Annotated in this window: 20 protein-coding genes; 11 read left to right on the top strand and 9 right to left on the bottom strand. The window is 54.7% G+C overall.

The features are described 5' to 3' along the window. Positions 1-7 precede the first annotated feature (7 nt). The 6 genes from Abor_RS00380 (at position 8) to Abor_RS00355 (ending at position 7,468) form a co-directional block, all read left to right on the top strand. A complete protein-coding gene (locus Abor_RS00380; protein WP_084594292.1) occupies positions 8-1,219 on the top strand; it encodes a cation diffusion facilitator family transporter in 1,212 nt (403 codons plus the stop codon). Between the two features lie 81 nt (positions 1,220-1,300). After that, positions 1,301-2,215 carry a cation diffusion facilitator family transporter gene (locus tag Abor_RS00375; RefSeq protein WP_048839844.1) on the top strand — a complete coding sequence of 305 codons (915 nt, stop codon included), beginning with the start codon at positions 1,301-1,303 and terminating at the stop codon, positions 2,213-2,215. 221 nt (positions 2,216-2,436) lie between these two features. After that, a complete protein-coding gene (locus Abor_RS00370; protein ID WP_048839843.1) occupies positions 2,437-3,810 on the top strand; it encodes a chloride channel protein in 1,374 nt (457 codons plus the stop codon). A gap of 199 nt (positions 3,811-4,009) precedes the next feature. Further along, entirely contained in the window at positions 4,010-5,005 is a 996-nt protein-coding gene (locus Abor_RS00365; RefSeq protein WP_048839842.1) for a CobW family GTP-binding protein, read from the top strand. Beyond that, positions 5,002-6,054: a WD40 repeat domain-containing protein gene (locus Abor_RS00360; RefSeq protein WP_048839841.1), complete on the top strand. Its 1,053-nt coding sequence runs from the start codon at positions 5,002-5,004 to the stop codon at positions 6,052-6,054. Before Abor_RS00365 ends, Abor_RS00360 begins: the two co-directional genes overlap by 4 nt. Positions 6,055-6,181: 127 nt before the next feature. Beyond that, the gene (locus tag Abor_RS00355) at positions 6,182-7,468 is read left to right on the top strand and encodes an NAD(P)/FAD-dependent oxidoreductase (protein ID WP_048839840.1); all 1,287 of its coding nucleotides are present in this window, start codon (positions 6,182-6,184) and stop codon (positions 7,466-7,468) included. A 399-nt stretch (positions 7,469-7,867) separates the two neighbouring features. On the opposite strand, the gene Abor_RS00350 is transcribed toward Abor_RS00355, so the two are convergent. The 3 genes from Abor_RS00350 to Abor_RS00340 all read right to left on the bottom strand — a co-directional run bounded on the left by Abor_RS00350 (position 7,868) and on the right by Abor_RS00340 (position 11,068). Next, complete coding sequence (locus Abor_RS00350) at positions 7,868-9,004, bottom strand: acetoin dehydrogenase dihydrolipoyllysine-residue acetyltransferase subunit (protein WP_048839839.1); 1,137 nt, start codon at positions 9,002-9,004, stop codon at positions 7,868-7,870. A 3-nt stretch (positions 9,005-9,007) separates the two neighbouring features. After that, positions 9,008-10,036: an alpha-ketoacid dehydrogenase subunit beta gene (locus tag Abor_RS00345; RefSeq protein WP_048839838.1), complete on the bottom strand. Its 1,029-nt coding sequence runs from the start codon at positions 10,034-10,036 to the stop codon at positions 9,008-9,010. A gap of 66 nt (positions 10,037-10,102) precedes the next feature. After that, complete coding sequence (locus tag Abor_RS00340) at positions 10,103-11,068, bottom strand: thiamine pyrophosphate-dependent dehydrogenase E1 component subunit alpha (RefSeq protein WP_048839837.1); 966 nt, start codon at positions 11,066-11,068, stop codon at positions 10,103-10,105. A gap of 291 nt (positions 11,069-11,359) precedes the next feature. Between Abor_RS00340 and Abor_RS00335 the strand changes: the two genes are divergently transcribed. After that, a complete protein-coding gene (locus Abor_RS00335) occupies positions 11,360-12,091 on the top strand; it encodes an SDR family NAD(P)-dependent oxidoreductase (protein ID WP_048839836.1) in 732 nt (243 codons plus the stop codon). A gap of 179 nt (positions 12,092-12,270) precedes the next feature. On the opposite strand, the gene Abor_RS00330 is transcribed toward Abor_RS00335, so the two are convergent. Then, positions 12,271-13,884 (bottom strand): bifunctional aspartate transaminase/aspartate 4-decarboxylase, encoded by a 1,614-nt coding sequence (locus Abor_RS00330; RefSeq protein ID WP_048839835.1) that lies wholly within the window; start codon positions 13,882-13,884, stop codon positions 12,271-12,273. Between the two features lie 335 nt (positions 13,885-14,219). On the opposite strand from Abor_RS00330, the gene Abor_RS00325 reads away from it, so the two are divergent. Beyond that, positions 14,220-14,912, top strand: coding sequence for a TetR/AcrR family transcriptional regulator (locus Abor_RS00325; RefSeq protein WP_232015020.1), 693 nt, complete (start codon positions 14,220-14,222; stop codon positions 14,910-14,912). A gap of 27 nt (positions 14,913-14,939) precedes the next feature. Here the strand turns inward: Abor_RS00325 and msrB are convergent, their stop codons facing one another. Beyond that, complete coding sequence (msrB, locus tag Abor_RS00320) at positions 14,940-15,335, bottom strand: peptide-methionine (R)-S-oxide reductase MsrB (protein ID WP_048839888.1); 396 nt, start codon at positions 15,333-15,335, stop codon at positions 14,940-14,942. A gap of 172 nt (positions 15,336-15,507) precedes the next feature. Between msrB and Abor_RS00315 the strand changes: the two genes are divergently transcribed. After that, a complete protein-coding gene (locus tag Abor_RS00315) occupies positions 15,508-16,977 on the top strand; it encodes a cryptochrome/photolyase family protein (RefSeq protein ID WP_048839833.1) in 1,470 nt (489 codons plus the stop codon). 13 nt (positions 16,978-16,990) lie between these two features. Here Abor_RS00315 and Abor_RS00310 read toward each other — a convergent pair whose 3' ends face one another. The 3 genes from Abor_RS00310 to Abor_RS00300 form a co-directional block, all read right to left on the bottom strand. Further along, positions 16,991-17,695: a helix-turn-helix transcriptional regulator gene (locus Abor_RS00310; protein WP_158319704.1), complete on the bottom strand. Its 705-nt coding sequence runs from the start codon at positions 17,693-17,695 to the stop codon at positions 16,991-16,993. Positions 17,696-17,815: 120 nt separating this feature from the next. Continuing rightward, the gene (locus Abor_RS00305) at positions 17,816-18,400 is read right to left on the bottom strand and encodes an acyl-homoserine-lactone synthase (protein WP_048839831.1); all 585 of its coding nucleotides are present in this window, start codon (positions 18,398-18,400) and stop codon (positions 17,816-17,818) included. A 166-nt stretch (positions 18,401-18,566) separates the two neighbouring features. Further along, on the bottom strand, positions 18,567-19,610 hold the full coding sequence (locus tag Abor_RS00300; protein WP_158319703.1) for an energy transducer TonB: 1,044 nt from the start codon (positions 19,608-19,610) through the stop codon (positions 18,567-18,569). Between the two features lie 225 nt (positions 19,611-19,835). Here Abor_RS00300 and Abor_RS00295 point away from each other — a divergent pair, with 225 nt between their 5' ends. Both Abor_RS00295 and Abor_RS00290 read left to right on the top strand, forming a co-directional pair. Continuing rightward, positions 19,836-20,306, top strand: a complete 471-nt coding sequence (locus tag Abor_RS00295; RefSeq protein WP_048839829.1) for a DUF2946 family protein — start codon at positions 19,836-19,838, stop codon at positions 20,304-20,306. An 81-nt stretch (positions 20,307-20,387) separates the two neighbouring features. Next, entirely contained in the window at positions 20,388-22,682 is a 2,295-nt protein-coding gene (locus tag Abor_RS00290; RefSeq protein ID WP_084594286.1) for a TonB-dependent receptor, read from the top strand. Between the two features lie 64 nt (positions 22,683-22,746). Here Abor_RS00290 and Abor_RS00285 read toward each other — a convergent pair whose 3' ends face one another. Continuing rightward, complete coding sequence (locus tag Abor_RS00285; protein WP_048839886.1) at positions 22,747-24,201, bottom strand: NAD-dependent succinate-semialdehyde dehydrogenase; 1,455 nt, start codon at positions 24,199-24,201, stop codon at positions 22,747-22,749. Between the last annotated feature and the right edge of the window lie 44 nt (positions 24,202-24,245).

Here is a 24,245-nt window from a genome sequence, read left to right as displayed (position 1 = left end):
GCATTTTATGGTCAAACCGCCCAGCCAGCAGCCCCGTTCGCCAGCCGAAACAGCGCATACTACCCCATGCACGCACTCGGCCCCCACCCCCGCCACAGCGGCTGCTGTGCCACAGGCACACACGCACAGCCCTGCTGCGGCACACGAGGCAGCACACAGCCATACGCATGAATGTGGCCACGCCAGCATGCCTGAACGGGCACACCAAGAGGGCGGCTGCACGCACGACCACGACCACGACCACGAAAATGAACACACACAGGCTGGCGGCTGCAACCACCACCATCATGGGTTTGGCCACCAGCATGTGCATACTCCGGCCTCTTTCGGGCGGGCCTTTGCCATAGGCATAACACTAAATGTTGTGTACCTAGCGGCAGAAGCCCTGTGGGGGGTGCTCTCACACTCGCTCGCCCTTTTGGCAGATGCCGGGCACAACCTGTCTGACGTGCTGGCCCTTGCTGCGGCATGGCTGGCTGAGGTGCTGTCTAAACGCTCGCCCTCCGCACGGTTTACCTATGGGCTACGGCGCTCTTCCATTCTGGCGGCGTTGGCCAATGCGGTTATTCTTTTACTGGTAACAGGCGGGGTTGCGTGGGAGTCTATTGGTAGGCTTATGGCCCCCACCCCGGTTGCTGGCAAAACGGTTATGATTGTGGCCGCCATTGGTATTGTCGTAAACGGGGCCACGGCATTGCTCTTTGCCTCTGGCCAGAAAAACGACCTCAATATCCGTGGGGCTTTTTTGCACATGCTCTCAGACGCCGTAACATCTGCCGCAGTTGTGGTGGCGGGCGGCTTAGTGCTGGCTACCGGCCTAACATGGATAGACCCTGCGGTAAGCCTTGCCATTTCTGTGCTGGTGGTGCTCACCACATGGGGGCTATTGCGCGACTCACTCGACCTTGCCCTAGACGGCGTGCCCCGCACGGTTGATTACACCAAAGTAGAAGCCTATCTGCGCACCGTACCCGGTGTGGCAGACCTGCACGACCTACACATATGGCCCCTAAGCACCACAGAAACCGCCATGACCGTGCATTTGGTACGCCCCCAAACACAGCCCCTTGCTGGCACCCCAGAAGAGGCACAAACCACCCTGCTGCATACGGTGGTAGAGGGTTTGCGCACCCGCTTTAATATTGCCCACCCCACCGTGCAGATAGAAGAAAGTACCTACATGGCCACCTGCCACCTGACAGACCCGCACACGGTCTGATACACAGGGCAGGCACTTTCCAAACGGGGGGCTTGCTGGTAGGCCCTTCTCTCCCTTGCCCCCAACAAGAGTGTACCTGCCTTGCCTCTTCCCCAAACCAACAAGGGCATTGCCCTGTGTAGTCTGGCTATCAGCTTGGTAGCACTGGGCCTTAAATATGCTGCTTGGGCCGTAAGCGGCAGCGTGGCCCTGTATTCAGACGCGGTAGAGACCATTATCAATGTAGTCTCAGCTTTAGGGGGCTTGTGGGCGCTTAGCATTGCCGAGCGCCCGGCAGACCACAACCATACTTACGGCCATTACAAAGCCGAATATCTTTCCGCCGTGGCAGAGGGCACATTGGTGCTACTGACCGCAGGCGTTATTGCGCACGAGGCCTGGCTGGGCTGGCACCACCCCCAACCCGCCGTAGCCCCCATAAAAGGCATAGCCCTCAATGGTGCGGCTACACTGGTTAACCTGCTGTGGGGCCTAACCATGGTACGCGCAGGCCGAGACCGCCGCTCTCCCGCATTATTGGCCGGAGGGCAGCATGTACTGTCTGATGTCTGGACAGGGGTTGGGCTGGTTGTGGGCATGGTGCTTATACCCCTTACCGGCTGGGCACGGCTTGATTCCGTATTGGCGGGGCTTATTGCCCTTAACGTGCTGCGCGTTGGGTGGGAGGTGATGCGGGACTCCATAGCAGGCTTGATGGACCAAGCCCCAGACCCCACCACCTTAGACGAAATACGCGATGTTATTGCCGATAACGGCCGGGGCGCCATAGAAGCACACGACATACGCACACGCATTACCGGGGCCATTACGTTTTTAGATTTTCACTTAGTGGTGCCGGGCAGCATGAGCGTGCATGACGCGCACGAAATTTGTGACCGCATAGAACACGCTTTGCGTAAAAAAATGGGCAACACTTTGGTGCATATTCATGTTGAGCCAGATAATTTGGCCAAGCATGAGGGCATTGTTTTTTGGCCCCGGCCCAAAATACCCTAAAAGAGGGAACCCAAAGGGCCAGCGTGGCGTCTAAAACCCACTTGCTTGTGTTTTAATTTACGCCACAACGCGGCCCCTCAAACCCCACCCGAGAAACAATGTGTAAAATACTGTTATACCCGCGCTCTATAAAAAGCCTTGTTTTGTGTTGACTATACTTCACAGCCAAGAAGATCATGCTAAAAGGCGCTGTGTTTTCTTGAAAAACAGGATTATTGCCTATGCCCGCTAGCGTGCGCGCAGCCTCTGTGCAACTTCGCCACATCCGTGAGCAAGCCAAGGCTGGTACCGTCAACTGGCGGCGCAAACTCATTTACTGGTCTGGTGCCATTATGGTGGGGCTGGTGGCTGTAGCCTTTGCTGCCTTGGCAGATAAAGCCGCCACCTTGCGCAACCATATTCTGGCGCTTAGCCCGTGGCTTATGCTGGGCGTGCTACCCGGCGGGCTGGCACTTTCTACGTGGCTTACCCGCACATGGTTTAGGGGCGCGCAGGGCAGCGGTATTCCGCAAGCTATTGCCTGCATGCACCTAAACGACTTTAGAGTGGTTGATAAAGTTCTCTCGCTCAAAATCGCCATTGCCAAAATTTTTCTTACTTCTTTTGGCCTGCTCTGCGGGGCCTCTATCGGGCGCGAGGGGCCAACCGTGCAGGTGGGGGCCGCCATTATGCACACAGTGGGCCGCTTTATGGGTATTCATGACCCGGTACGCCAACATGCCCTTATTAAAGCCGGGGGGGCCGCCGGGGTAGCTGCAGCATTTAACACCCCCTTGGCCGGTATTGTGTTTGGCATTGAAGAGCTTGCCCACTCTTACGAACAACGCACCAGCGGCACCATGCTAACCTGCGTTGTGCTGGCGGGTGTTACCGCCATAGCTATGGTGGGTAACTACACCTATTTTGGGCATACAGATTCCGTGGTGCCGGTTGGTGTAAGCTGGCTGGCCGTGCTGGTATGTGGGGTTGTAGGCGGGTTAAGCGGTGGCCTTTTTTCTGCCCTGCTTATTCGTATCTCCCGTGGTATTCCGGGCAAGCTTGGGGCGTTTGTAACACACCACCCCGTTGCGTTTGCCGCCCTGTGCGGGCTGGTTTTAGCCTGTATTGGCCTTGTGTCTGGCGGCATGACCTACGGCACAGGCTACCAACAAGCCCGAGATATTATTGTGGGCTCTGAGCACTACCCAGCCTCTTACTTTGTGCTCAAATGCCTTGCCACCATTGTATCTTACTGCTCGGGCATTCCGGGCGGGTTATTTGCCCCATCCCTTTCTGTTGGTGCGGGCATGGGGGGTTGGATAGCCCAGTTTTTACCACACACCACCCCCGGTGCCGTGGTGCTTTTGGGCACGGTGGCCTATTTTGCCGCCGTTACGCAGTCTCCGCTCACGGCTACGGTTATTGTTATGGAAATGTGCGATAACCAGCAGGTAACCTTGGCTTTGCTGGCCAGCGCCTTTTTGGCTTTTGCCGTGTCGCGCACCCTGTGCAGCCATGCTTTGTACGGTGCTTTGGCGGTTAAATTTTTGCGCTCAACCAACCATAAACCCGGTAGCTCTACCCGCCCCTCTACAGCGACAGATACCGCACGCTAAGCCTGTGCCCACAGCCCTTGGCAACGGACTTAAAGGGCACACTACCCGGTTTTTTGCATAAACCGCGCGCCCTATAGCCCGCGCGGCCATGCCAGTGTGCGCAGAATATCCGCGCTCTTTTGCCCCCTCTCTCTGGCGCATAAAACCCCACCGCCTTATATGAGAGGGCACTTGTTCGTGTTAACGGAGGCTCTGTTTAATGTCTGACGCTCTTTCCCCCACCGGCCAGCAGCCGCAAAATTTGGTGCCTGTTACCGTTCTCACCGGGTTTTTGGGAGCAGGCAAAACCACACTGCTCAACCATATTCTTACCGCAGAGCATGGCCGCAAGTACGCTGTCGTTATCAATGAATATGGTGAACTTGGCGTAGACAACGATCTGGTGGTCGATGCCGACGAAGAAGTGTTTGAAATGAACAACGGCTGCATTTGCTGCACCGTGCGTGGCGACCTTATTCGTATTCTCAACGGCCTGATGAAACGCCGTGGCAAATTTGACGGCATTATTATTGAAACCACCGGCCTGGCAGACCCCGCCCCCGTAGCCCAGACCTTTTTTGCTGATGAAGACGTGCGCGCCAAAACCCGGCTTGACGCCGTGGTAACCGTGGTTGACGCCCTTAATATTGAGCAAACCCTAAAAGAAAGCCCAGAAGCCAACCAGCAAATTGCCTTTGCTGATGTGATGATTCTGAACAAAACCGACCTAGTTGACGCCGCCAAACTGCAACAGGTTGAGGCCACCTTGCGGGCCATTAACGCTTTTGCGCCTATTCACCACGCCCAAAAAGGCAACGTGAAATTAACAGACGTTATGGATCGGGGCGGGTTTGACCTGCAACGCGTGCTTGAAAACATGCCCAATTTTCTGGAACACCCAGACCACAAGCATGAAGAAGACGTAAATAGTGTGTCTTTGGTGGTGAAAACCCCACTGGATGCGAACAAGTTCCAACTCTGGATTAGCGCCCTGCTGCAAGAAAAAGGCGGCGACATGCTGCGCACCAAAGGCATTTTAAACTTTGCGGGCGAACCAGACCGTTTTGCGTTTCAGGCCGTACATATGATGGCCGATGGCAATAATATTGGCCCTTGGAAAGACGGCGAAGCCAAAGAATCTCGGCTGGTCTTTATTGGTCGCAACCTTAACCGCCCGCAGCTCCGCCGTGGGTTTGAAAGCTGTGCCGTAGCATGAGCCAGACCCTTACCATTCGTGGCCTCATAGAAAAACGCGGCGCAACGCGCACCGTAGAAGGCCAGATTACCGCCTGCGCTGCCTCGCGCGATAACCAGCGGTTTGCTTTTACCACTGGCGAAGGCGATGTAATTGTGGCCCACAGGGCAGACCTAGGCAATTCTGCCGCGTGGTCTACCCATGCCGTGCATGACGGCCCTACTTTGTGCCTTACCCCAGATACAGACCCTCACGGCTTTTTAACCGGCGGTGATGACGGGCGCATTTGCCGCCTTGATATGCACGGCGAAATTGAAGAGCTTGGCAAAGGCCGCCGCTGGGTAGAGCATATTGCCACCTATGTTGATGGCAAAACCGCCCTTATTGCCGCAGCATCTGGCAAGCAGGTCGAACTGCGCGACGCCACAGGCCGCAGCGTGCTTAAAACGTTTGAGCACCCCTCATCTGTAACCGGCATTGCGTTTGATAATAAGGGCAAACGCATTGCGGCCTCGCACTATAACGGTGCGTCACTGTGGTACACCCAGTCTAAAAGTGACAACCCACGCCAGCTTGAATGGAAAGGCAGCCATATTGGCATAGCCATGCACCCACAAGGCGAGGCCCTTATTACCGCCATGCAAGATAACGACCTGCACGGCTGGCGGCTGTCAGATGGCCATAATATTCGCATGAGCGGCTACCCCACCAAGGTGCGCTCCATGTCGTTTTCGGCCAATGGCAAATGGCTGGCCACCAGCGGGGCCGATGTTGTGGTAATGTGGCCTTTCTTTGGGGGCGGCCCTATGGGCAAGCCACCACAAGAGCTACCCAGCGCAGGCGGAGCACCTTGCACACAGGTGGCTTTCCACCCGCAGCAAGAGGTTTTAGCCGCTGGTTTTGCAGATGGCACCGTGCTGATGATTGAAACTACGACGCAACGAGTGTTACCAGTGCTTTTAGGTGGTAACGGCTCCATAAGTGCTCTGGCCTACAGCCCAGACGGCTGCATGCTTGGTTTTGGTACAGAAGAAGGGCTGATCGGCCTAGTTGATCTCGCCGCTGCCTAACGCGCAGGTCTGCCAGACCTGTAGCGTCTGGCAGACAACAAGTGCGTGACCTCAACAAGCAGTGCATTGCGTATATCGGCTTTCCCCCCAATGAGAGAGGGAGAAAGCATGGGAGGACAGTATCAGTATGAGCGATCCGTTTCGGTTGGTGATTGTGGGCGGCGGTATTGCCGGCCTTGCTCTGGCAACACGCCTTGGTAAAAGTGTTGGCCGCTCGGGCAAGGTAGACATTACGCTGGTAGACAAGGGGTTTGCCCATGTCTGGAAACCCATGCTCCATTGCTTTGCCGCAGGCACAGCCCGGAACGAAAACGACCGTATTACCTTTATCTCTCATGCTGCGGGCCATCATTTTCGTTTCTGCTACGGCGAAATTTCGGGCCTAGACCGCGCCAACCGCCGCATTACCCTAGCCCCATTGGTAGAGCAGGACGCAAACAACGTACTGCTAGAAGAGCGCTACCTTGATTACGACGCCATTATTTTTGCCATAGGCTCCCGCGCGAACGACTTTGGCACCCCCGGCGTGCTGGAACACTGCATTTTTCTGGACAACGTGGTTGAAGCCAACAACTTTAACGAACGCTTCCGCCATGCCTTGTTGCAAGCCTACGGGCGCGGCACACCGCTTGATATTGCCATTGTAGGCGGCGGGGCCACGGGCGTACAGTTAGCGGCAGAGCTCCATAAAGCACTCGATATTGGCTCGCTTTACAACTTTACCCCTAAAACACCAGAAATGCGCGTAACCTTGCTAGAAGCCGGGCCGCGTATTCTGCCCTCCTTCCCTGAAGATGTGTCTGAAGCTGCGCATAAACAGCTTGAAGAACTCAAGATTTCTGTACGCACAGGGGCTATGGTGAGCGGGGTTGACGAAAAAGGCTTTATTTTAAAAGACGGCACACGTGTTGATGCACAGTTCCGTGTTTGGGCGGCAGGCGTTAAAGCGCCAGATGTAACCCGCGTGATGGACGGTTTAGACTGTGCCCGTGGTGGGCAGCTTGTGGTTAAACCCAACCTGCAAACCACAGAAGATGAGCATATTTTTGCAGTAGGCGACTGCTCTTTTATTCAAGACGCCCCGCTGCCCCCTACCGCACAGGTTGCCCGCCAAGAAGCCCACCACCTTGCCAAACATCTACCTGCTTGGATTTTAAACAAAACGGCCATACCGCCATTTAAGTTTAACAACCGCGGCGCCATTGTAGCCCTTGGCAGCTATAACGGCTGGGGCACGTTTGGAGATGGTAAAACCTTTGGCGGCGGCGCCCTGCACGGCCTAAGTGCCCGCCTTGGCCACACCGCCCTGTACCGCCAGCACCAAATTGAACTCTACGGCCTGCCACGCGGCCTTATTGCCTGCTTTACAGACTGGTTAGACGGGTTTGTGCGCCCCTCTATCCGTATGGACTAAACAGCCCATTGGGCCAGCAAGCCGGTGCTTTCATTTAACCGGCTTGCATGCACCAACCCCCTCTTGAGCCGAACTGCACTGGCTGTTTCATAGAGCTTGCCCCCAGTTGCGCCGTGAAAACACGCATAAGAAAACTCTGTAAAACTAAAATTGAGTATCTAGCTACGTGCTTTTGCAGCGCAATTAGGCCGATCTAAAGTCATTGTGCTGTTGTGTGGGCTGTTGGGCTGTTGGGCTGTTGGGCTGTTGGGCTGGAATATATGAGGCTTACATGTAGGCTTTTAAAAGCCCCTAACCCCCAGAAAAATAGCTTTTAAAGCCCTAAGCCTACACACAAAAACAGAGGGCAACCTTATAGGGTGCCCCCTGTTTTAAGTGGTATATTTTAGAACTCTGTTGTTATTTTTCAGATTTTTCCAAAAATTCTTCAACAATTTTATTTACGTCAGCCGCTTTTTCCATTTGGGGTAAATGCCCACTTTCTGCCAGTACGTGTACCTCTACTTTATCTGGCAAAGTTTTAGCAGCGTCTGCTGAAAGAATGGCATCTTCCTGCCCCCAAATAACCTCTACGGGTATATCGGTTTTTTCAAGCACAGGCAGCAGGGCATCACGCTGGCGGTCATTATCAAAGCAGGCGCTGGCAATGGTGCGCAGGGCGTCTCGTGCGCCATCTAGGCGGCGGGCACGCACTACGGCATCTACCATTTTACGGCCAATAAGGGCTTTATTGTAAACCAGTTTTTCTAACTCATGCTGTACGGCACGGTTACGCTCTGCTTCTGTAAAGCCGGTTATAAAGTCGGCATTAACATGTGTGCCAATCGTTGCCGGGGCAATAAGGGTTAAAGACGCCACTTTTTCTGGTGCATCACGCAATACTGTAAGGGCCACCCCCCCACCAAGGGAGTGCCCCATAACATGCGCTTTGCTCACCCCAAGCGCATCAAGCAAGCTGGCAACCACTTTGGCCAACCCAGCCAAAGACCCATCTTGCACGTTTTTGCTAGACGCCCCATGGCCGGGTAGGTCAAACGCAATTACCTTACGGTTTTTTGCCAAACTGTCTTGTGTAAGCAGCCAGTTGCCTATGTCGCCCCCAAAACCATGCACCAACAGCAGGGGCAAGCCCTCACCACTGCCTACCTCGCGCACGTTTAGGGTATAGCCTGCAACCTCTACCGGGTGCGGTGCGCTTGATGGGCCTTCAGCAGTATCGCTCTCTGCTTGGGGGGCCTGCTCTTCCTGAAATTTGGTAATAAAGGCGTCTAGTTCAGCCTCGGTTGCGTCTGCATCGGCTAGCACACCAATTAACGCGCCTACGGGCAAGGTTTCACCCGCTTGGGCCACTTGCCTGCGCAGCACGCCTGCTGCGGGGCTTTCGTAGCCGCTGGTAATTTTACTGGTTTCAATATCTGCCAGTTCATCGCCCTGTTTTGTGGCTTGCCCTACATCAACTGTCCAACTGGCCAGTTTTCCTTCTGTCATGGCAAGACCAAATTTGGGCATGGTAAGGGCTACAAGTGTTTGGGCCATGGCTTAGGCAACCTCGTGCGTGTGCTGTTTCATGAGAGATTTAACCGCAGCTTCAATTTTATCTGCGCTGGGCATATACAATTTTTCAAGCGGGGTAGAAAATGGCACCGGCGTATGCGGCGGCACAACCCGTTTAATAGGGGCTTTAAGTGTATGAAACGCCTGCTCTGCTACAAGGGCTGAAATATCGCACGCCATGTTGCAGCGCGGGCTCGATTCATCAACCACCACAAGGCGGCCCGTTTCTGCCACACATTCCAAAATAGTCTGCTCATCTAACGGAGAGGTGGTGCGCGGGTCTATAACTGTGCAGGTTATGCCCTGTTTTTCCAGCCGGTCTGCCGCTTCGTTGGCCATACCCACCATGCGGCCTATGGCAACAATGGTAACATCTTGCCCTTCGCGGGTTAGGTTCGCCTCTCCAAACGGAATGGTGTAGGCCTCGTCTGGTACGTCTTCCTCATCATCATACATCACCTTGTTTTCTAAAAAGATCACAGGGTCATCATCTCGTATGGCTTCAATAAGCAGGCCTTTTGCCTCGTAGGGAGAGGACGGAATAACCACCTTTAAACCCGGTATGTGCGTAAACAAAGGGTAGAGAGACTGGCTATGCTGGGCGGCGGCATTAAACCCGGCCCCATACATAGCCCGAATAACCATAGGTGTGCGGGCTTTGCCCCCAAACATATACCGGAATTTTGCAGCCTGATTAAGCACCTGATCCAAACAGGAGCCAATAAAGTCTACAAACATAAGCTCTGCCACCGGGCGCAGGCCGGTAGCCGCAGCGCCAGCCGCAGCGCCAATATAAGCAGCTTCAGAAATTGGGGTATCGAGCACGCGCTCTGGGCCAAATTCTGTATAAAGCCCTTTGGTAACACCCAGCACACCACCCCACGCATCGGTTACGCCAGAGGTGCCGCCCTGCCCACCTGCAATATCTTCGCCCATCAAGACCACGTGGGGGTCTCGGCGCATTTCTTGGCGCAGGGCTTCATTAATGGCCTGACGAAAACTTTTTTTGCTCATTGTTCTTTTTTCATCCCTTGTAAATGGCGGCCCAGCCTTTGCCACCTGTTGGCGGGAAAATACTACTCAGTAAGAAACATACACATCTGCCATAAGGGCTTTATCTTCAGGCCATGGTGCGGCTTTTGCGGCCTGCACAGCACTTTCCACTTCATCATCAACCGCGTGGTCAATGTCATCTAGGGCTGTGGGGTCTAGCAGGCTAGTTTGTGTCACTTTATCCCGAAAAATGTTCAGACAATCACGTGTTTCTTTTTCTCGGGCCACTTCACCTGCTGCGCGGTAGGTCATGGCATCGCCTTCAAAATGGCCATACCAGCGGCTAAGATGCACATGCAGCATAACCGGCCCTTTGCCAGAGCGGGCATGGGCTATGGCTTCCCCGGCTGTTTCATACACAGAAAAGAAATCTGTGCCGTCACACTCAAGATATTTCATGCCAAAGCCTGCCGCGCGGTCTTTTTGTGTGCCCGCACACGCGTAAGAAGACCCCGTAGCCTCACCATAGCCGTTATCTTCCACCACAAAAACAGCAGGGAGCTTCCAGACAGTGGCAAGGTTTAAGCTTTCTAGGGTAAAGCCTTCGTTAGAGGCGCCATCTCCGTAAAAAGCAACGGCTACACCGTTATCTTTTAGTGTTTTATGAGAAAGGGCTGCACCACAAATAAGCGGCGGCCCACCGCCCACAATACCATTGGCCCCCAACATACCCTTAGACAGGTCTGCAATATGCATAGACCCACCCTTACCCCGGCACACGCCGGTTTGGCGGCCATAAATTTCGGCCATCATGCCGCCTACATCAACACCTTTGGCAATACAGTGCCCATGCCCACGGTGCGTACTGGCAATGGTGTCGTTTTCGCTTAAATGCGCGCACACCCCAACGGCAGAGGCTTCCTCGCCGCAGTAAAGATGAACAAAACCCGGTATTTCGCCTGTCGCAAATTCGACATGCAGCCGTTCTTCAAACACACGAATGGTACGCATGGCACGGTAAGACTGAAGAAGGACATCTCTGGCTATTTGCATGAGGAATTCCTTATTATTTTTGTTGCTCCGAGCTTGCGCTCTGGTCACGCGCTGCATGTTACAACATGCAAGCGAAATGTCAGTTCACTTTATACGCGTCACGTATATGTGAATTTCTTAAATGGAATATTGGCCTTTTACCGCGCGCCAGCCAAAAGCAACACAGTGCCTTAGCGGGTGTCACACGCATGTGTTATGGCCGCTAACAGGTTGGCCAGTTACAACTGGCCCACACGCACACCTACTGCTGGGCGGGTACCCACCCGCTTACTTACAAAGGAGAAAAAACCGATGACAAACCGTGTCGCCCTAATTACCGGCGGAAGCCGTGGCATTGGCGCTGCCGTTGCAGAACACCTTGCTGCCGATGGGTTTGATATTGCACTTTCCTACGCCAGCAGTGCCACCCGTGCAGAAGAACTGGCTGAAAAACTGCGCAAAACAGGCCGTAAAGTGCTTACCATTCAAGCCGATGGCGCCAGCGTTGAAGGCAACCGCAAGGTTGTGGCTGAAACCGTTAAGCATTTTGGCAGGCTGGACACCTTGGTGTGCAACGCCGGTGCTTACCCCTATACCAGCATTGAAAACGCAACCCTTGAGCAGATTGAGCAAACCCTTAACCTCAACCTGCGTGGCGTTATGGTAGAAACCCACGAAGCCACCCAGCATATGCAAAAAGGTGGGCGCATTATTCTTATGGGGTCTGCTTTTGCGGGCCGTGCGCCATTTGGTGGCTTGTCTATTTACTCTGCTACCAAAGCAGGCTTGCGTGGCTTTGCCCAAGGTGCCGCCCGCGACCTAGCCCCCAAGGGCATTACCATTAACGTGGTAGAACCCGGCCCCATTCATACAGACATGAACCCCTCACACACTGAAGGGGCTGCTGTACTGGCAGGTTTTGTCGCAACGGGCCAATACGGTGCAGTGGCCGATATTGCACGGGCTGTTTCTTTCCTTGCCAGCCCAGATGCAGGTTACATTACAGGCGCAGCCCTGCCTGTAGATGGTGGCCTGTTAGCGTAAAAAAACGCCCCTGCTTTGGCTGCCTACTGGGTGGCAAAAGCAGGGCTATAGTGGTGTTTTTAACCCATACGCCCCCCAGCAATGGGGCTGTGTGGGTTAAAAAACACTACCTTAGCAGCCCCCTCAAGCCCGCATCCTTAATAAAGGGCTTTGTAGCAAAAGCCCCTTTTAAGCACTCTCTATTCTGGGGCTGCGGTTTCTTTCTCGCGTTTATATAAGGCGTAATATTCATCTGCCATACGGCGCAACGCGGCCCCTATGCTGGCATATTGGTATTCGTTCAGGTTAGCGAGAGACGCCCGAGCCGATGGCCTGCGCACAGCAAACCCAATACCGGGTAGCAGCACCACGCCGGTTTCTTCTGCTATACGAAACAGAATGGTTTTGTAATCTACCCGTGTCATGAGCCAGCGGGCAAAACGGGTGCCGTAAAGCTGCGTTGCCACCTTTGCCATATCTATAAGGGTATAATAATGCGTGCTGCCGTCATCATCTGGGGCAGAAACGCCAAGGTCTCGGTATAGGGCAAGTTCTCGGCGGTGCAGTAGGTTTTTAAGGGCTGTTTTATAAGCGTCTCGGCCATCCATAAGGGCAAAGAGAGAAAACAGCACCATTTGCACTTGCTGGGGCGTAGAAAGGCCAGCCGTGTGGTTAAGAGCAACCGTGCGGCTATCTGCCACCAGCCGGTCTATAAACTTCAGGCTTCTTACATCAGGCGTTAAAGAGGCGTAGCGTTTATCGAGCACCTGTTTATCTGCCTCGGGCAAGTCTGCCAAAGCTTTGTCCAGCACGTTTTGAGCATGGGTGGCAATAACCCCCAAGCGCCAGCCCGTTGAGCCAAAATACTTTGAAAAAGAATAGACCAGAACAGTATTATACGGGCACATGCTGTAAAGAGAGCGGAAATTGTCTGCAAATGTGCCGTACACATCATCTGTCACAATAATCAGGTCGGGCCGTTTGGTTTTTACAATTTCGGCAATGCGAGCCAGCCCTGCATCATTTATTTTAACCGATGGCGGGTTGGAGGGGTTAACCACCAAAAACACCTTTACATCGGGGTCGAGCAGTTTATCCAGCTCTGTATCTGGGTATTGCCAGCCACTTTCTGGGGTGGCGTTTATGGCGACTTCTTGCAGTTGGTATTCGCGCAGCTCGGGTATTTCAACATAAGGGGTAAAAACCGGCATACCAATGGCGGCTTTGTCACCCGGTTTTATAAGCCCGTTTTCTTTCAGCGAGGCAAAAATATAGCTAATGGCCGCAGTGCCGCCCTCTAGGGCAAACAGGTCGGTGCTGGTGTTGGGCATGGTGCCGCCCGCCATTTCACGCAGGAGGTACTGCCGCACCACTTTTTCGGAATATTTGAGCATGCGCGGTGGTATGGGGTAGTCGCACCCCAAAATACCCGCTGTCATTTCCAGCAAAAAGCCTTCGGCGCTCAAGCCCATCTGGTCGCGAACATAAGACAGTGCGCGGCGCAAAAACGCAACGCCGGGTTGGTCTTTATTGGCGGCTACAAACGCATTAAAGCGGGCTTCTATGCCGTCTCTTTGCGGGGGGCCGCCCACGCCTTCTGCCATGTAAGAAAAAGACAGCTCAGATTCTGCCGCAGCAAACAGCCCAAGCTGGAAAAAACCCTGCCTTGGCGTTGTTGCCAGAAAGTTGGGGTTACCGCGCCCTGCATCCAGCATGGTGCGCTGCCCCCGGCCAGAGGCCAAAGCGATAAGCTGATCTTTGAGTTCAAAGGGGCTTAAATTGCGAAATTTCTCATAATCGGAAGGGGTCGTCATGGCCTTTTCCTTACCGGCAGCACGGCATGTTACTATAGGGGGCTTTGTTCTAAAGCTATTCCCTCAAAACCGAGTAGCTGCCATACACTCACACCTGCGCGAGCCGTGCATCCTATCGTGGGGGCGCAAACTTGCAAGGGTAGGTAAAGCGTGCCAAGCACCGTTTTACGCGCTCTTTTTTACAGCAACAGTTGTAATTAAGCGCAAAATAGAGTGAAACAAACTGAGCAGGCGCATTCTCACCCTCTTTTGTGGTATATGAGCCTCTATCTTCTCTTCTCCCTCTCTTTAACTTCCATGCGTGGCACACGCCACTTGTTTCGAGATTGTGCGTAATGACCCCCCCCAAGCGGAAAACCAGTTTGCTGGATATGCTCAACCCCTGCCTGCAGGGCAAAAAGCGCCGCTGTGGCCGACCTACGCCAGAAGATACAGAGCAGCTTGACCAATACCTGCTAGAAGTTGCCGCCGGGTTGTTTGTTGAACACGGCTACGCTGGCACATCTGTAGACCAGATTGCGCGCAAGGCCTCTGCCAGTAAGCAGACCCTGTACCGCCGCTATGCCTCCAAAGAAGATCTGTTTAAGGCGGTTATTACCAACCTGACCGCCTGCGTGGTGCATACCATGAAGGAGACCCCCCTCAAGAACCCGCTTGAGGAGCTTAAACATGTTATGTGCCTGCTACTTGACCTAACGCTGCAACCCATGGCGCTAGGCACCTACCGCATTTTAATAGCCGATGCCTACCGCTACCCCACCCTTATGGAATACGCGACCCAAACCATTGGCGAACCGATTGATTCCAGCATTTTACGCCTGCTGAAAGCTGCTGAAGCCGCAGGCCAGATTAGGCAGGGTTTAGCAGATGCCACAACCGCCAACCTGTTAAGCGGCCTTATTACCGGCACCCCGCTAGAGCAGGCCCTTTTTGGCAAAACCCCTTTTACAACCGCCCAAGAACGCCATGATTTTTTTGAGCGTGGCTGGGCCATGTTTATACGGGCTGTTGGCACGGCCCCCGCCTAAAAGCACACGCCCCAGCGCTTTAACGCTTTATGCCGGGCCGGGCACAAACTCCAGTACCAGACCATTCATGCAGTACCGCTCCCCTGTTGGGGGTGGCCCATCGGGAAAGACATGGCCTAAATGGCCACCACACTGCGCGCAGCATACCTCGGTGCGTACCATGCCGTGGCTTGTATCACGGTGGCTTTTAACCCCACCCTCTAGCGGCGCGTAAAAAGAGGGCCAGCCGCTCCCGCTCTCGTATTTTGTGCTTGAAGAAAACAGTGCCGCGCCACACCCGGCACAGTGGTAAATACCTTGGCGTTTTTCAGCAAGAAGCGGGCTAGAGCCGGGGTATTCAGTGCCGCGCTTACGCAAAATATGGTTTTGCTCTGCGGTTAGCGGGCGCGCTCCGCAGCCGGTTTTGGGGGCGTTATCTGGCATGGTTGCTGCTCCTAACATAACAGGGGGCCACGCTATGCGGCCTAGCGCACACACGTAGCACAGGCAGAGTTTGATTGCCCGTAACGCCCCCTATGTTACAAAAGTTGCAGCACATCACCCCTTTGTTTTTGGCCCATTGTCAAAGCTAAAACAGCCATGACACTGTGCAAAAATGAATACCCAAGTGCTCACACCCCGCCCCGTTATCATGCTATTTCGAGATGATTTTCGGCTGGCAGATAACCCAGCCCTTAATGCTGCCCATGCCAGCGGGCAGCCTGTTGTATGCGCCTTTGTGCACGACCCCGACACACAACGCCCCGGCGCTATTGGCTGGTGGCTAAACCAAGCCCGCAGCGCTTTAGCCGCAACCCTGCGCGAACAGGGCGGCACCTTGCTTGAGGTAGAGGGGACAACCCCAGAGGCCGTGCCCCAGCTTGCCAAAATTTTTAACGCCGAGACCGTGTTCTGGAACCGCCGTTACGACCCAACCGGCAAAGCACAAGACACCCAAACTAAAGCCACGCTAGAAGCCCAAGGGGTTTGCGTACACTCCCTACCCGGCCGCTTGCTGCATGAACCCTGGACAGTGCAAACTGGCAGTGGCCAACCTTATAAGGTTTTTACCGCATGGTGGCGGGCCGTGCGCGATATGCCACCACCGGGGCGCTGTGTTTCTGCCCCACGCACGCTCACCTTTGCCCCATGGCCAAAAGCCGCCCACGCACTGGCAGAGCACGCACACACATTGCCCCCCCACACACTACCCGAAGGGGCAAACGCCGCAGAGCAAGACTGGCCATGCTCTGAAGCCGATGCCCACGACATGCTGCAAGAGTTTATTGAAAACAACGTGGCCCGCTACAGCCAAGAGCGCGACCGCCCCGACAAAGACACAACATCGCGCCTTTCACCCTATTTACGGGCGGGGCTTATTTCGGCCCGGCAAGTGTGGCACGCGGTTGAAGACGCTGTACAAAAACACGGCCACATAGCCGAAAATGCATGGACATTTTTGTCTGAACTCGGCTGGCGCGACTTTGCCTATACCCAGTTGTTTTACCACCCCACACTGGCAACCGAAAACCTACGCCCAGAATTTAACGACATGCCGTGGCAAAATACGCAAAAACTGCTGCACGCATGGCAACAGGGCCAAACAGGCTACCCCTTAGTTGATGCAGGCATGCGCCAGCTTTACCAAACCGGGTGGATGCATAACCGTGTACGCATGGTTGTGGCCTCTTTCCTGACCAAGCATTTGCTTACAGACTGGCGCAAAGGCGAGGTCTGGTTTCATAACCGCTTAGTTGATGCAGACCCAGCCCAAAACGCCATGAACTGGCAATGGTGTGCAGGCACCGGCATTGATGCCTCACCTTGGTTTAGAATTTTCAACCCGGTTGGGCAGTCTGAAAAATTTGACCCAACTGGCGCCTATATTCGCACATGGGTGCCAGAATTGCGCCACCTACCAGACAAACTTATCCATACCCCCTGGAAAGCAGACCCCGCCTTGTGCCGCCAAATAGGGCTGCACCTTGGTAAAACCTACCCCCACCCGATAGTAGACTTAAAAGAGGCACGGGCCGTTGCGTTAGCCCATTACAAAAACCTGCCTGCACGACAAAAGGAAGATTAAAAATACACCTTATTTAAATAAGGCCGCGTTGTTTGGCTATGGCCACAGCGCGGCCTGTATCGGTTGTGCCAAGTTTGTGGCGCGCAACACGCAAATAAAGCCGCACCACAGGCTCGGACAATTTAAGCCGGTGGGCAATTTCTTTACCCAGTAAACTTTCCGATGCCAGCTTGAGGCATTCTTTTTCGCGCTGAGAGAGAGCAAAATGCTCTTCTGGCACCAAGTTACGCAAACGCACAAAACGCTGGTGCACATACGTGGCTACAAGCTGGTAGTCACGTATGTAGCTAATACGTATAGGGCCGTTAAACGTATCTGCATTTCTACCTGTAATCGTAAAAACGGCGCGCTCTCCGGCTAGACCGCATAAAGGTATGCTCAGGGCCGAAGCCCCAAGGTCAAACGCCTGCGAATCTGCAAACAGCTTTTGTTGCTCTGGCGTTGTTATTTTAAGCTCGCTCCATTCAAACGGTAAAATGGAGCGTAACCCACGCTGAATAACCGGGTCTATGCGCGCATAGTCGTTGGCTAAGTAGCACTGCACCCAGGCATCTGGGTACGTTGTAAAGCCGGGTTCTGGTGGGGGCGGGTGCTGTGGGTCACCCAAGTAATGGTACACCACATGTTGTAAGTCACCCATGCTGGGCACGAGTGTTACACTCTCTTTTAATTCAAGCAAGGAAGATGCATTGGCAATAGCGCAAACAAGTTCCTGCATTACACGTGGTGGTACAAGCATCAGGCTTGAGCATAGGCACCAAATGTTAAATAAGCAACAACACTTTTATTGAATTCAAGAATTGTTCTCAATAAAACATTACAATATTAATATCTATTGTTAAAACAACATGGCCTGCCGTTCAGACATGTGACGCAAAGCGCTTGGGTTTACGTTCCATAGCCCTAAGCAAATATCGTCTTGCTCATGCTGGGCGTGTGTCAGCAAAAACGGCTCCCATCCAATACGGCGGTAAATGCGGTTCATGTTTTTATAATACAGGCCAGAGAGCTGGCTAATGCCATTTTCAAACGCAATACGGCACAGGGCTTTTGAAACTTGAATGGTCACAGCCCGCCCTTCTGGGCTTGCACTGTCTCCGGTTACGCACATACGTGTGCATTCCCAAATATCGGGGCTAATAATATCTGGGCAGTCATCAAAAAATTTATGAAATTCACGCCGTAGCATGGTGGGGCCGGTGGTCGGCATAATACGTAAAGAGGCACTATGCTCACCATCTTTGTTTAAAGACACAAAGTAAAGCGGGTTGCAGGTACGGTCGTATTCGTCTTCTTCACGGCTGTTTTTAATGGCGGCGTGCCATTCTGGCCTATCACCAAATACGGTGGCGCGGGCCTGAATCATTTTATCGTAGGCGGTGGCGTAGCTATGGCGTTCTTTATAAGAAAACACATACGGCATGTGTGGGGCTCCAGCTTAAGCGCAACCATTAGAAACACCATGCCTGCGTTGTTCTATATGTTATAACAAAACACCTCACCGTGACCTTTGCAAAAAAGAGTACCCTGCTCTTTCCCTTTACGCATGCCCCAAGCCTGCTGGCTGTTACCCTAACAGGGTCTTATTTTTAATGAATATGAAAGCCCACCGGTATGCGCCCCACCTGTGCTGCGGCCTCTGGCGGGGTGCAACGTAAAGCACGGGCGGCGGTTAGGGCTTGTGCGTCTAGGTCATCATAGCCCGTACTTTGCACCAGTTTTACGGCTTGCACCGCACCTGTTGCGGCTAAAGAGACCTCAACCACGGCCTCACCTTCTTCATGCAAACGGCGGGCCATTGCGGGGTAATGGGTTTGTGGCGGTGTGCAGCGTAGCGCCGTTACACTCCCCCCTTTTGCCGCATGCTCAGCCGAGGCCGGAACTGGCGCATTATGCACAGCTTGCGCCCCATCTGGGGCAACTGCTTGGGGTTGGGTGTTAGGGGTAGGGGCATGTTCCCCCGTTGGGGCTGGTGGGGCTGGTGGGGCTGGTGGGGCTGGTGGGGCTGGTTTAGCGCCATGCTGCATAGGCGGCATAGTGTGTTTATGCGCCTGTACCTGCCGGGGTGGCAGCGGTTTAAACAGCGGTACATCAGGCAAGGTTTCGGTTGCCAACGGTACTGGGGGTGGGGCTACGGGTGGCGGGGTATCGTCCATAGACATGGGCGGCGTGTTGGCCACAGGCTGTGGGGCGTGCGCCACGGCAGGTGGTGGCGGGGCACTGGCGTGTGTCTCAAACACCATTTGCACAGATTTTTCACCCGGTGCGCTGGTAGGCGGTATGGCCGCGCGGTTTGCCAGCAAACACACCAATACCACCCCATGCAACACGGCAGCACACAAAGCCGCCACCCCAAAGACTCGGCCAGAAAAAGACCGCGCTGGCACAGGCTGTAGGGCATTTTGCGCACTCCCGCCTGCCATGCCGGTTATAGGCCCTGTATGCGCTGTACCCTCCGGCCCCGGTTGGGTAGCCCCCAATGGCGCCAACCCAGCCGTTAAAACTGTAGCAGGGTTAAGGCGTGGCACAGGCCCGTGTTCTTGCGCCCAGACAATGCCCCCCAACGCAGGCACAGGTGCGGCTGTGTCTGGCTGGTGTCGTGGCAGGCGGGGGTCTGGCATACGAGTGTGCACGGCGGTTGTACTGTTTACCCTGTTGCAAATACGCGGCATGGCTTTATACCCAGCCAAGAGCTTACACCACGTTTGATTACGTGTCCGGCTTGTAGTTGCACAGCCCACAGCAACCAAAGCTGCCCCGCATGTGGCACACATCACTGTGCCCTCAGGCAGTGCGCTGCTGGTGCCCAACACCTGCAAGACCTAAACCGAACACGCAAAGGAGTTTTAGCCGCTCTTATGCCCCGCGCCCTCAACCCTGTTACTGCGCTGCTAAAGTGGCCGCTGGTTGCGGTAACACTGCTGGGCTTTTTGGGGCTGTTGGCACTCCAGAGCTTTTCTCTACCAGATGAACTACCCCGTGCGGCCATAGAGCGCCTGCTAGGGGTAGATATTGCCCCCAACACACCCAGCCCGCCTGCGCACCCCCCTGCCATGATAATGCCCCATAACGGCATAATGGCCGGGCACCACATGCACAGCATGCAGCAGGGTGGTACAAACACACAGCATACGCCACAGCACCACCACGGCAGCGAAAGCTGCCCTTTGTGCCCGTTGCTGTCACTCCCCGCAGCACTGCCTTTGGGGGTGGTACTGGTGCCGCCACCTATACAGCGCTGGATACGGCGGGGCAGTTGTGCCTCTACCCCACGCGGGCCGCCCCCTATTGCGCTGGGGCTACCACCTTCACGCGGGCCACCTGCCTGACAAACACAGCCTACTGAGCCTTTCTGCCACCCTTTTGGCCAGAAAACCGCTTTGCATGCCTTGTTTGCAGGATCTGTCTTTATGTCTTTTTCTTTTAGCCACCACCGGGGCAATGGCCCCGCGTGGGTGCTTGCCGCGCTGTGCGCCACAGCCGCCACACCGCTGCCCTACCGTACTGCCCGCGCTCAAACAGCGGTGCAAATCGTAGCCTCCAGCATTGGGGCCACACCTTTAGCCAGTGCAACCGCAACAAATGCTGCTGCCGGTACGCAGGCACAGCAAGCCAGTAGCCCGGTTGTAACCCTGCCCCGGCTCGATATTTCAACCACCGCAGCCGAGGAGGATACCGAGACCTCTCTCTCTGATATGCCCCTAAACGCTGCCAGCCCAGATGCCAGCACGCAGCGTATGTCGCGCCTTTCAAGCCCAGATGCCTCTAGCCTCTTTCGTAACCAGCCGGGCTTTAGCAGTTATGGGGGCGGGCGTTTGGCCAACCTGCCCGTGCTTAACGGCATGGCAGATGACCGCGTGGCAACCGTAGTAGATGGTATGCGCATTGAGCCAGCCTGCCCCAACCACATGAACCCGGCTTTATCTTACATAGACCCAGACAGCGTGCAGAGTGCCACCAGCGTTGCTGGCATAACCCCCGTGAGTATGGGCGGAGACAGCATAGCTGGCACCATAGATGTAGAGCGGGCAGACCCCCGCTTTGCCCGCAACAACAAACTGCTGGTAACAGGCCGTGTGCGTGGCACTTACCGCAGCAATGGCGGCGCTTACGGTGCATCTGGTGCGCTAACCGTAGCAAACGACACCTTTAGCCTGCGCTATAATGGCTCTTACGATCAGTCTGGCAATTACCGGGGTGGGGCTGGCATGGGGGCTGTGCATTCAACCAGCTATGTGACCTATAACCATGCGGTTACCGCCGGGCTGCATAAAGACAACCACCTGCTCGTGGTAACATTTGGCCAGCAAGACACCCCGCGTGAAGGCTTTGCCAACCAGTATATGGACATGACCAACAACCGCTCTACTTTTGTAAACGGTAAATATACAGGCAGCTTTAACTGGGGCCAGCTAGAAGCCCGTGGCTCTTGGCAGCGCGTTACCCATGCCATGAACATGCTGCGCGACAAAGGTGGCCACAGCCCCACAAAGGGCATGCCCATGAACAACGATTCCCGGCAGGTAAGCTACGCGCTTAAAGCCACCATACCGCTGGGGCCAAAGCACACCCTTAAACTGGGTAGCAGCTTTGACCACGAAGGCTTAAACGACTGGTGGCCCCCCCTTATGGGCAGCATGATGATGGGGCCAAACACCTACCACAATATTAACAACGGCCACCGCGACCGCCTTGGCCATTTTGCCGAGTGGGAAGCCCACTGGACACCCCGTGTTTCTACCCTGCTAGGTTTTCGCAATGATCTGGTGATGATGAACACCGGAGATGTAGCCCCGTATTCTTGGACAGGCATGATGAACATGGCAGACGCCACTGCCGCCCGTGCCTTTAACGCCCGCAAACGGGGCCGTACCGATACCAATTTTGATGTAACCGCCATGACCCGCTGGCAAGCCACAGACAGCTTTACGCTAGAAGGCGGTTACGCCCGTAAGTCTCGGGCGCCTAATTTGTATGAGCGTTATGCGTGGGGCACCGGCAGCATGTCATCTAGCATGATCGGGTGGTTTGGGGATGGCAACGGCTATGTTGGTAACCCCAACCTCAAGTCTGAAATTGCCAATACCGCCAGCGTAACGCTGGACTGGCACGACCCAACCCCGGCCGGGCGGTGGGGCCTTAAAGTGCAGCCTTATTATTCTTACGTCCATAACTACATAAATGTTGTGCAGGCGGGCACGTTCTCAAACGGGCGGCACCTGCTGCAATTTGCCAACCATAACGCACAAACCTACGGCATTAATGCCTCTGGCCATTATACGTTGTGGAACACAGACCGCTTTGGCAAAGGGGAATTTACCGGCGTGCTCAACTGGGTACGCGGGCAAGATGAGGTAACACACTCAGGCCTGTACCACATGATGCCCCTTAACGGCACGGTAGCCGTGACTGAGGCCGTAGGCCCATGGAAAGGCCGGGTAGAGATGAACTTTGTCAAAGCCAAAGACACAGTCGATTACCTACGCGCCGAACCCCGCACCCCCGGCTATGCCCTGCTTAACCTTGGCGGCAGCTATAACTGGAAAATGCTAACCCTTGATGCCGGGGTCGATAACATTTTCAACCAGCCCTACTACCTGCCCCTTGGTGGCCTCTCTCTGACCGATACGCGCTATATTGGCTATACACGCGCCCTACCGGGCATGGGCCGCTCGTTTAATGTTAGCCTAACAGCTACCTTTTAAAGGGCACAAAAAAAGCGGCCCCTAAAGGCCGCTTTTTTCTTGTAAGGCGTTGCCCCAAAGCAGATTAAAAATCTGCCTTGGCCTGCTCGCTTGAAACAAACTTAATATAGGTGTGCGCACGCAGGGCTTCTGGCCCGCCCTCCGTGCCGTAGCCGGAATCTTTAATGCCGCCAAACGGCACTTCTGGTACGCCAATGCCGTGGTGGTTAATGGCAACCATGCCCGCCTCTACTTTTTCACCCAACAAGCGCTGGGTGCGCTCGTTACTGGTGTAAGCATAGGCTGCCAGCCCATAAGGCAGGCGGTTGGCTTCTGCTACGGCGTCACTCAGGCTGGTAAAGTCTGCCACAATGGCCAGCGGGCCAAACGGTTCTTCCTGCATAACGCGCATATCAAGCGTAGGGTTAAGAATAAGCGTGGGCGCAAAAAAGCAGCCTTCGTTTGGAATAGCCGTTTCTGCCTGCCAAATGGTGGCCCCTTTTGCGCGGGCATCTTCAACCAGGTCATGCAGGGCTTTTACGCGGCGCTGGTTAACCAGCGGGCCCATGGTTACCCCTTCGTCTACCCCGCGGCCCACTTTAAGAGCGTTCATGCGGGCTTTGAATTTTTCAACAAAGGTTGGCGCAATGCTCTGCTCAAGCAAGAAGCGTGTTGGGGCAATACAGACCTGCCCAGCATTGCGGAATTTGGCGGCACACAAGCGCTCGGCTGCTTTGTCTAGGTCTGCATCGGCGCACACAATAACGGGGGCGTGGCCACCAAGCTCCATGGTAACGGGCTTCATTTGTGCCCCGGCCAGTGCGGCCAAATGCTTGCCCACAGGGGTAGACCCCGTAAACGAGATTTTGCGCACAACCGGGTGGGCAATTAAATATTCTGAAATTTCAGCCGGTTCGCCATAAACCAAAGACACGGTGCCAGCCGGTACGCCTGCATCCAAAAACGCACGGATTAACTCAGCAGGAGATGCGGGGGTGTCTTCTGGCGCTTTTACAATAACAGCACACCCCGCACCCAGTGCCGCACCCAGTTTGCGGGCAATCTGGTTGATAGGGAAATTCCAAGGTGTAAAGGCAGCAACAACCCCTACTGGGCGGTGCAGTACGCGCTGCTCAACATTTGGCGCGCGCGGGGGCACCAGCACATCGTTCAGGCGGCGGCCTTCTTCACCAAAATATTCAATAACGTTGGCTGCGCCCTGAATTTCGATAATGGCCTGCTCAAGCGGTTTGCCCTGCTCGCGGCTCATAATACGGCCAATGCTCTGGGCGCGCTCGCGCAGCAGGTTGGCGGCACGGCGCATAATCACAAAGCGGTCCCAAGCCGTTAGGGTGCGCCAGGCGTCAAAACCTTTGGCTGCCCCTTCTGCGGCAAGAGCCAGTTCTTTTTTAGAGGCATGCGCAATTTTGCCAATTGTCTCGCCCGTTGCGGGGTCTAAAAGTGGCAGGGTACGGCCATCTGCTGCGTCTTGCCATGTGCCGGATATCAGAAGCTGGACGTTCAAAAATTCATCTGACATGCGCATTCTCTCATTCTTACTATAGAAGCAGGCAGACCCACGCC

Source organism: Acetobacter orientalis (assembly GCF_000963965.1).
Taxonomy (GTDB): Bacteria; Pseudomonadota; Alphaproteobacteria; order Acetobacterales; family Acetobacteraceae; genus Acetobacter; species Acetobacter orientalis.
Note: the sequence above shows the minus strand (reverse complement) of the source record. Positions and strands in the feature narration are given on the sequence as shown.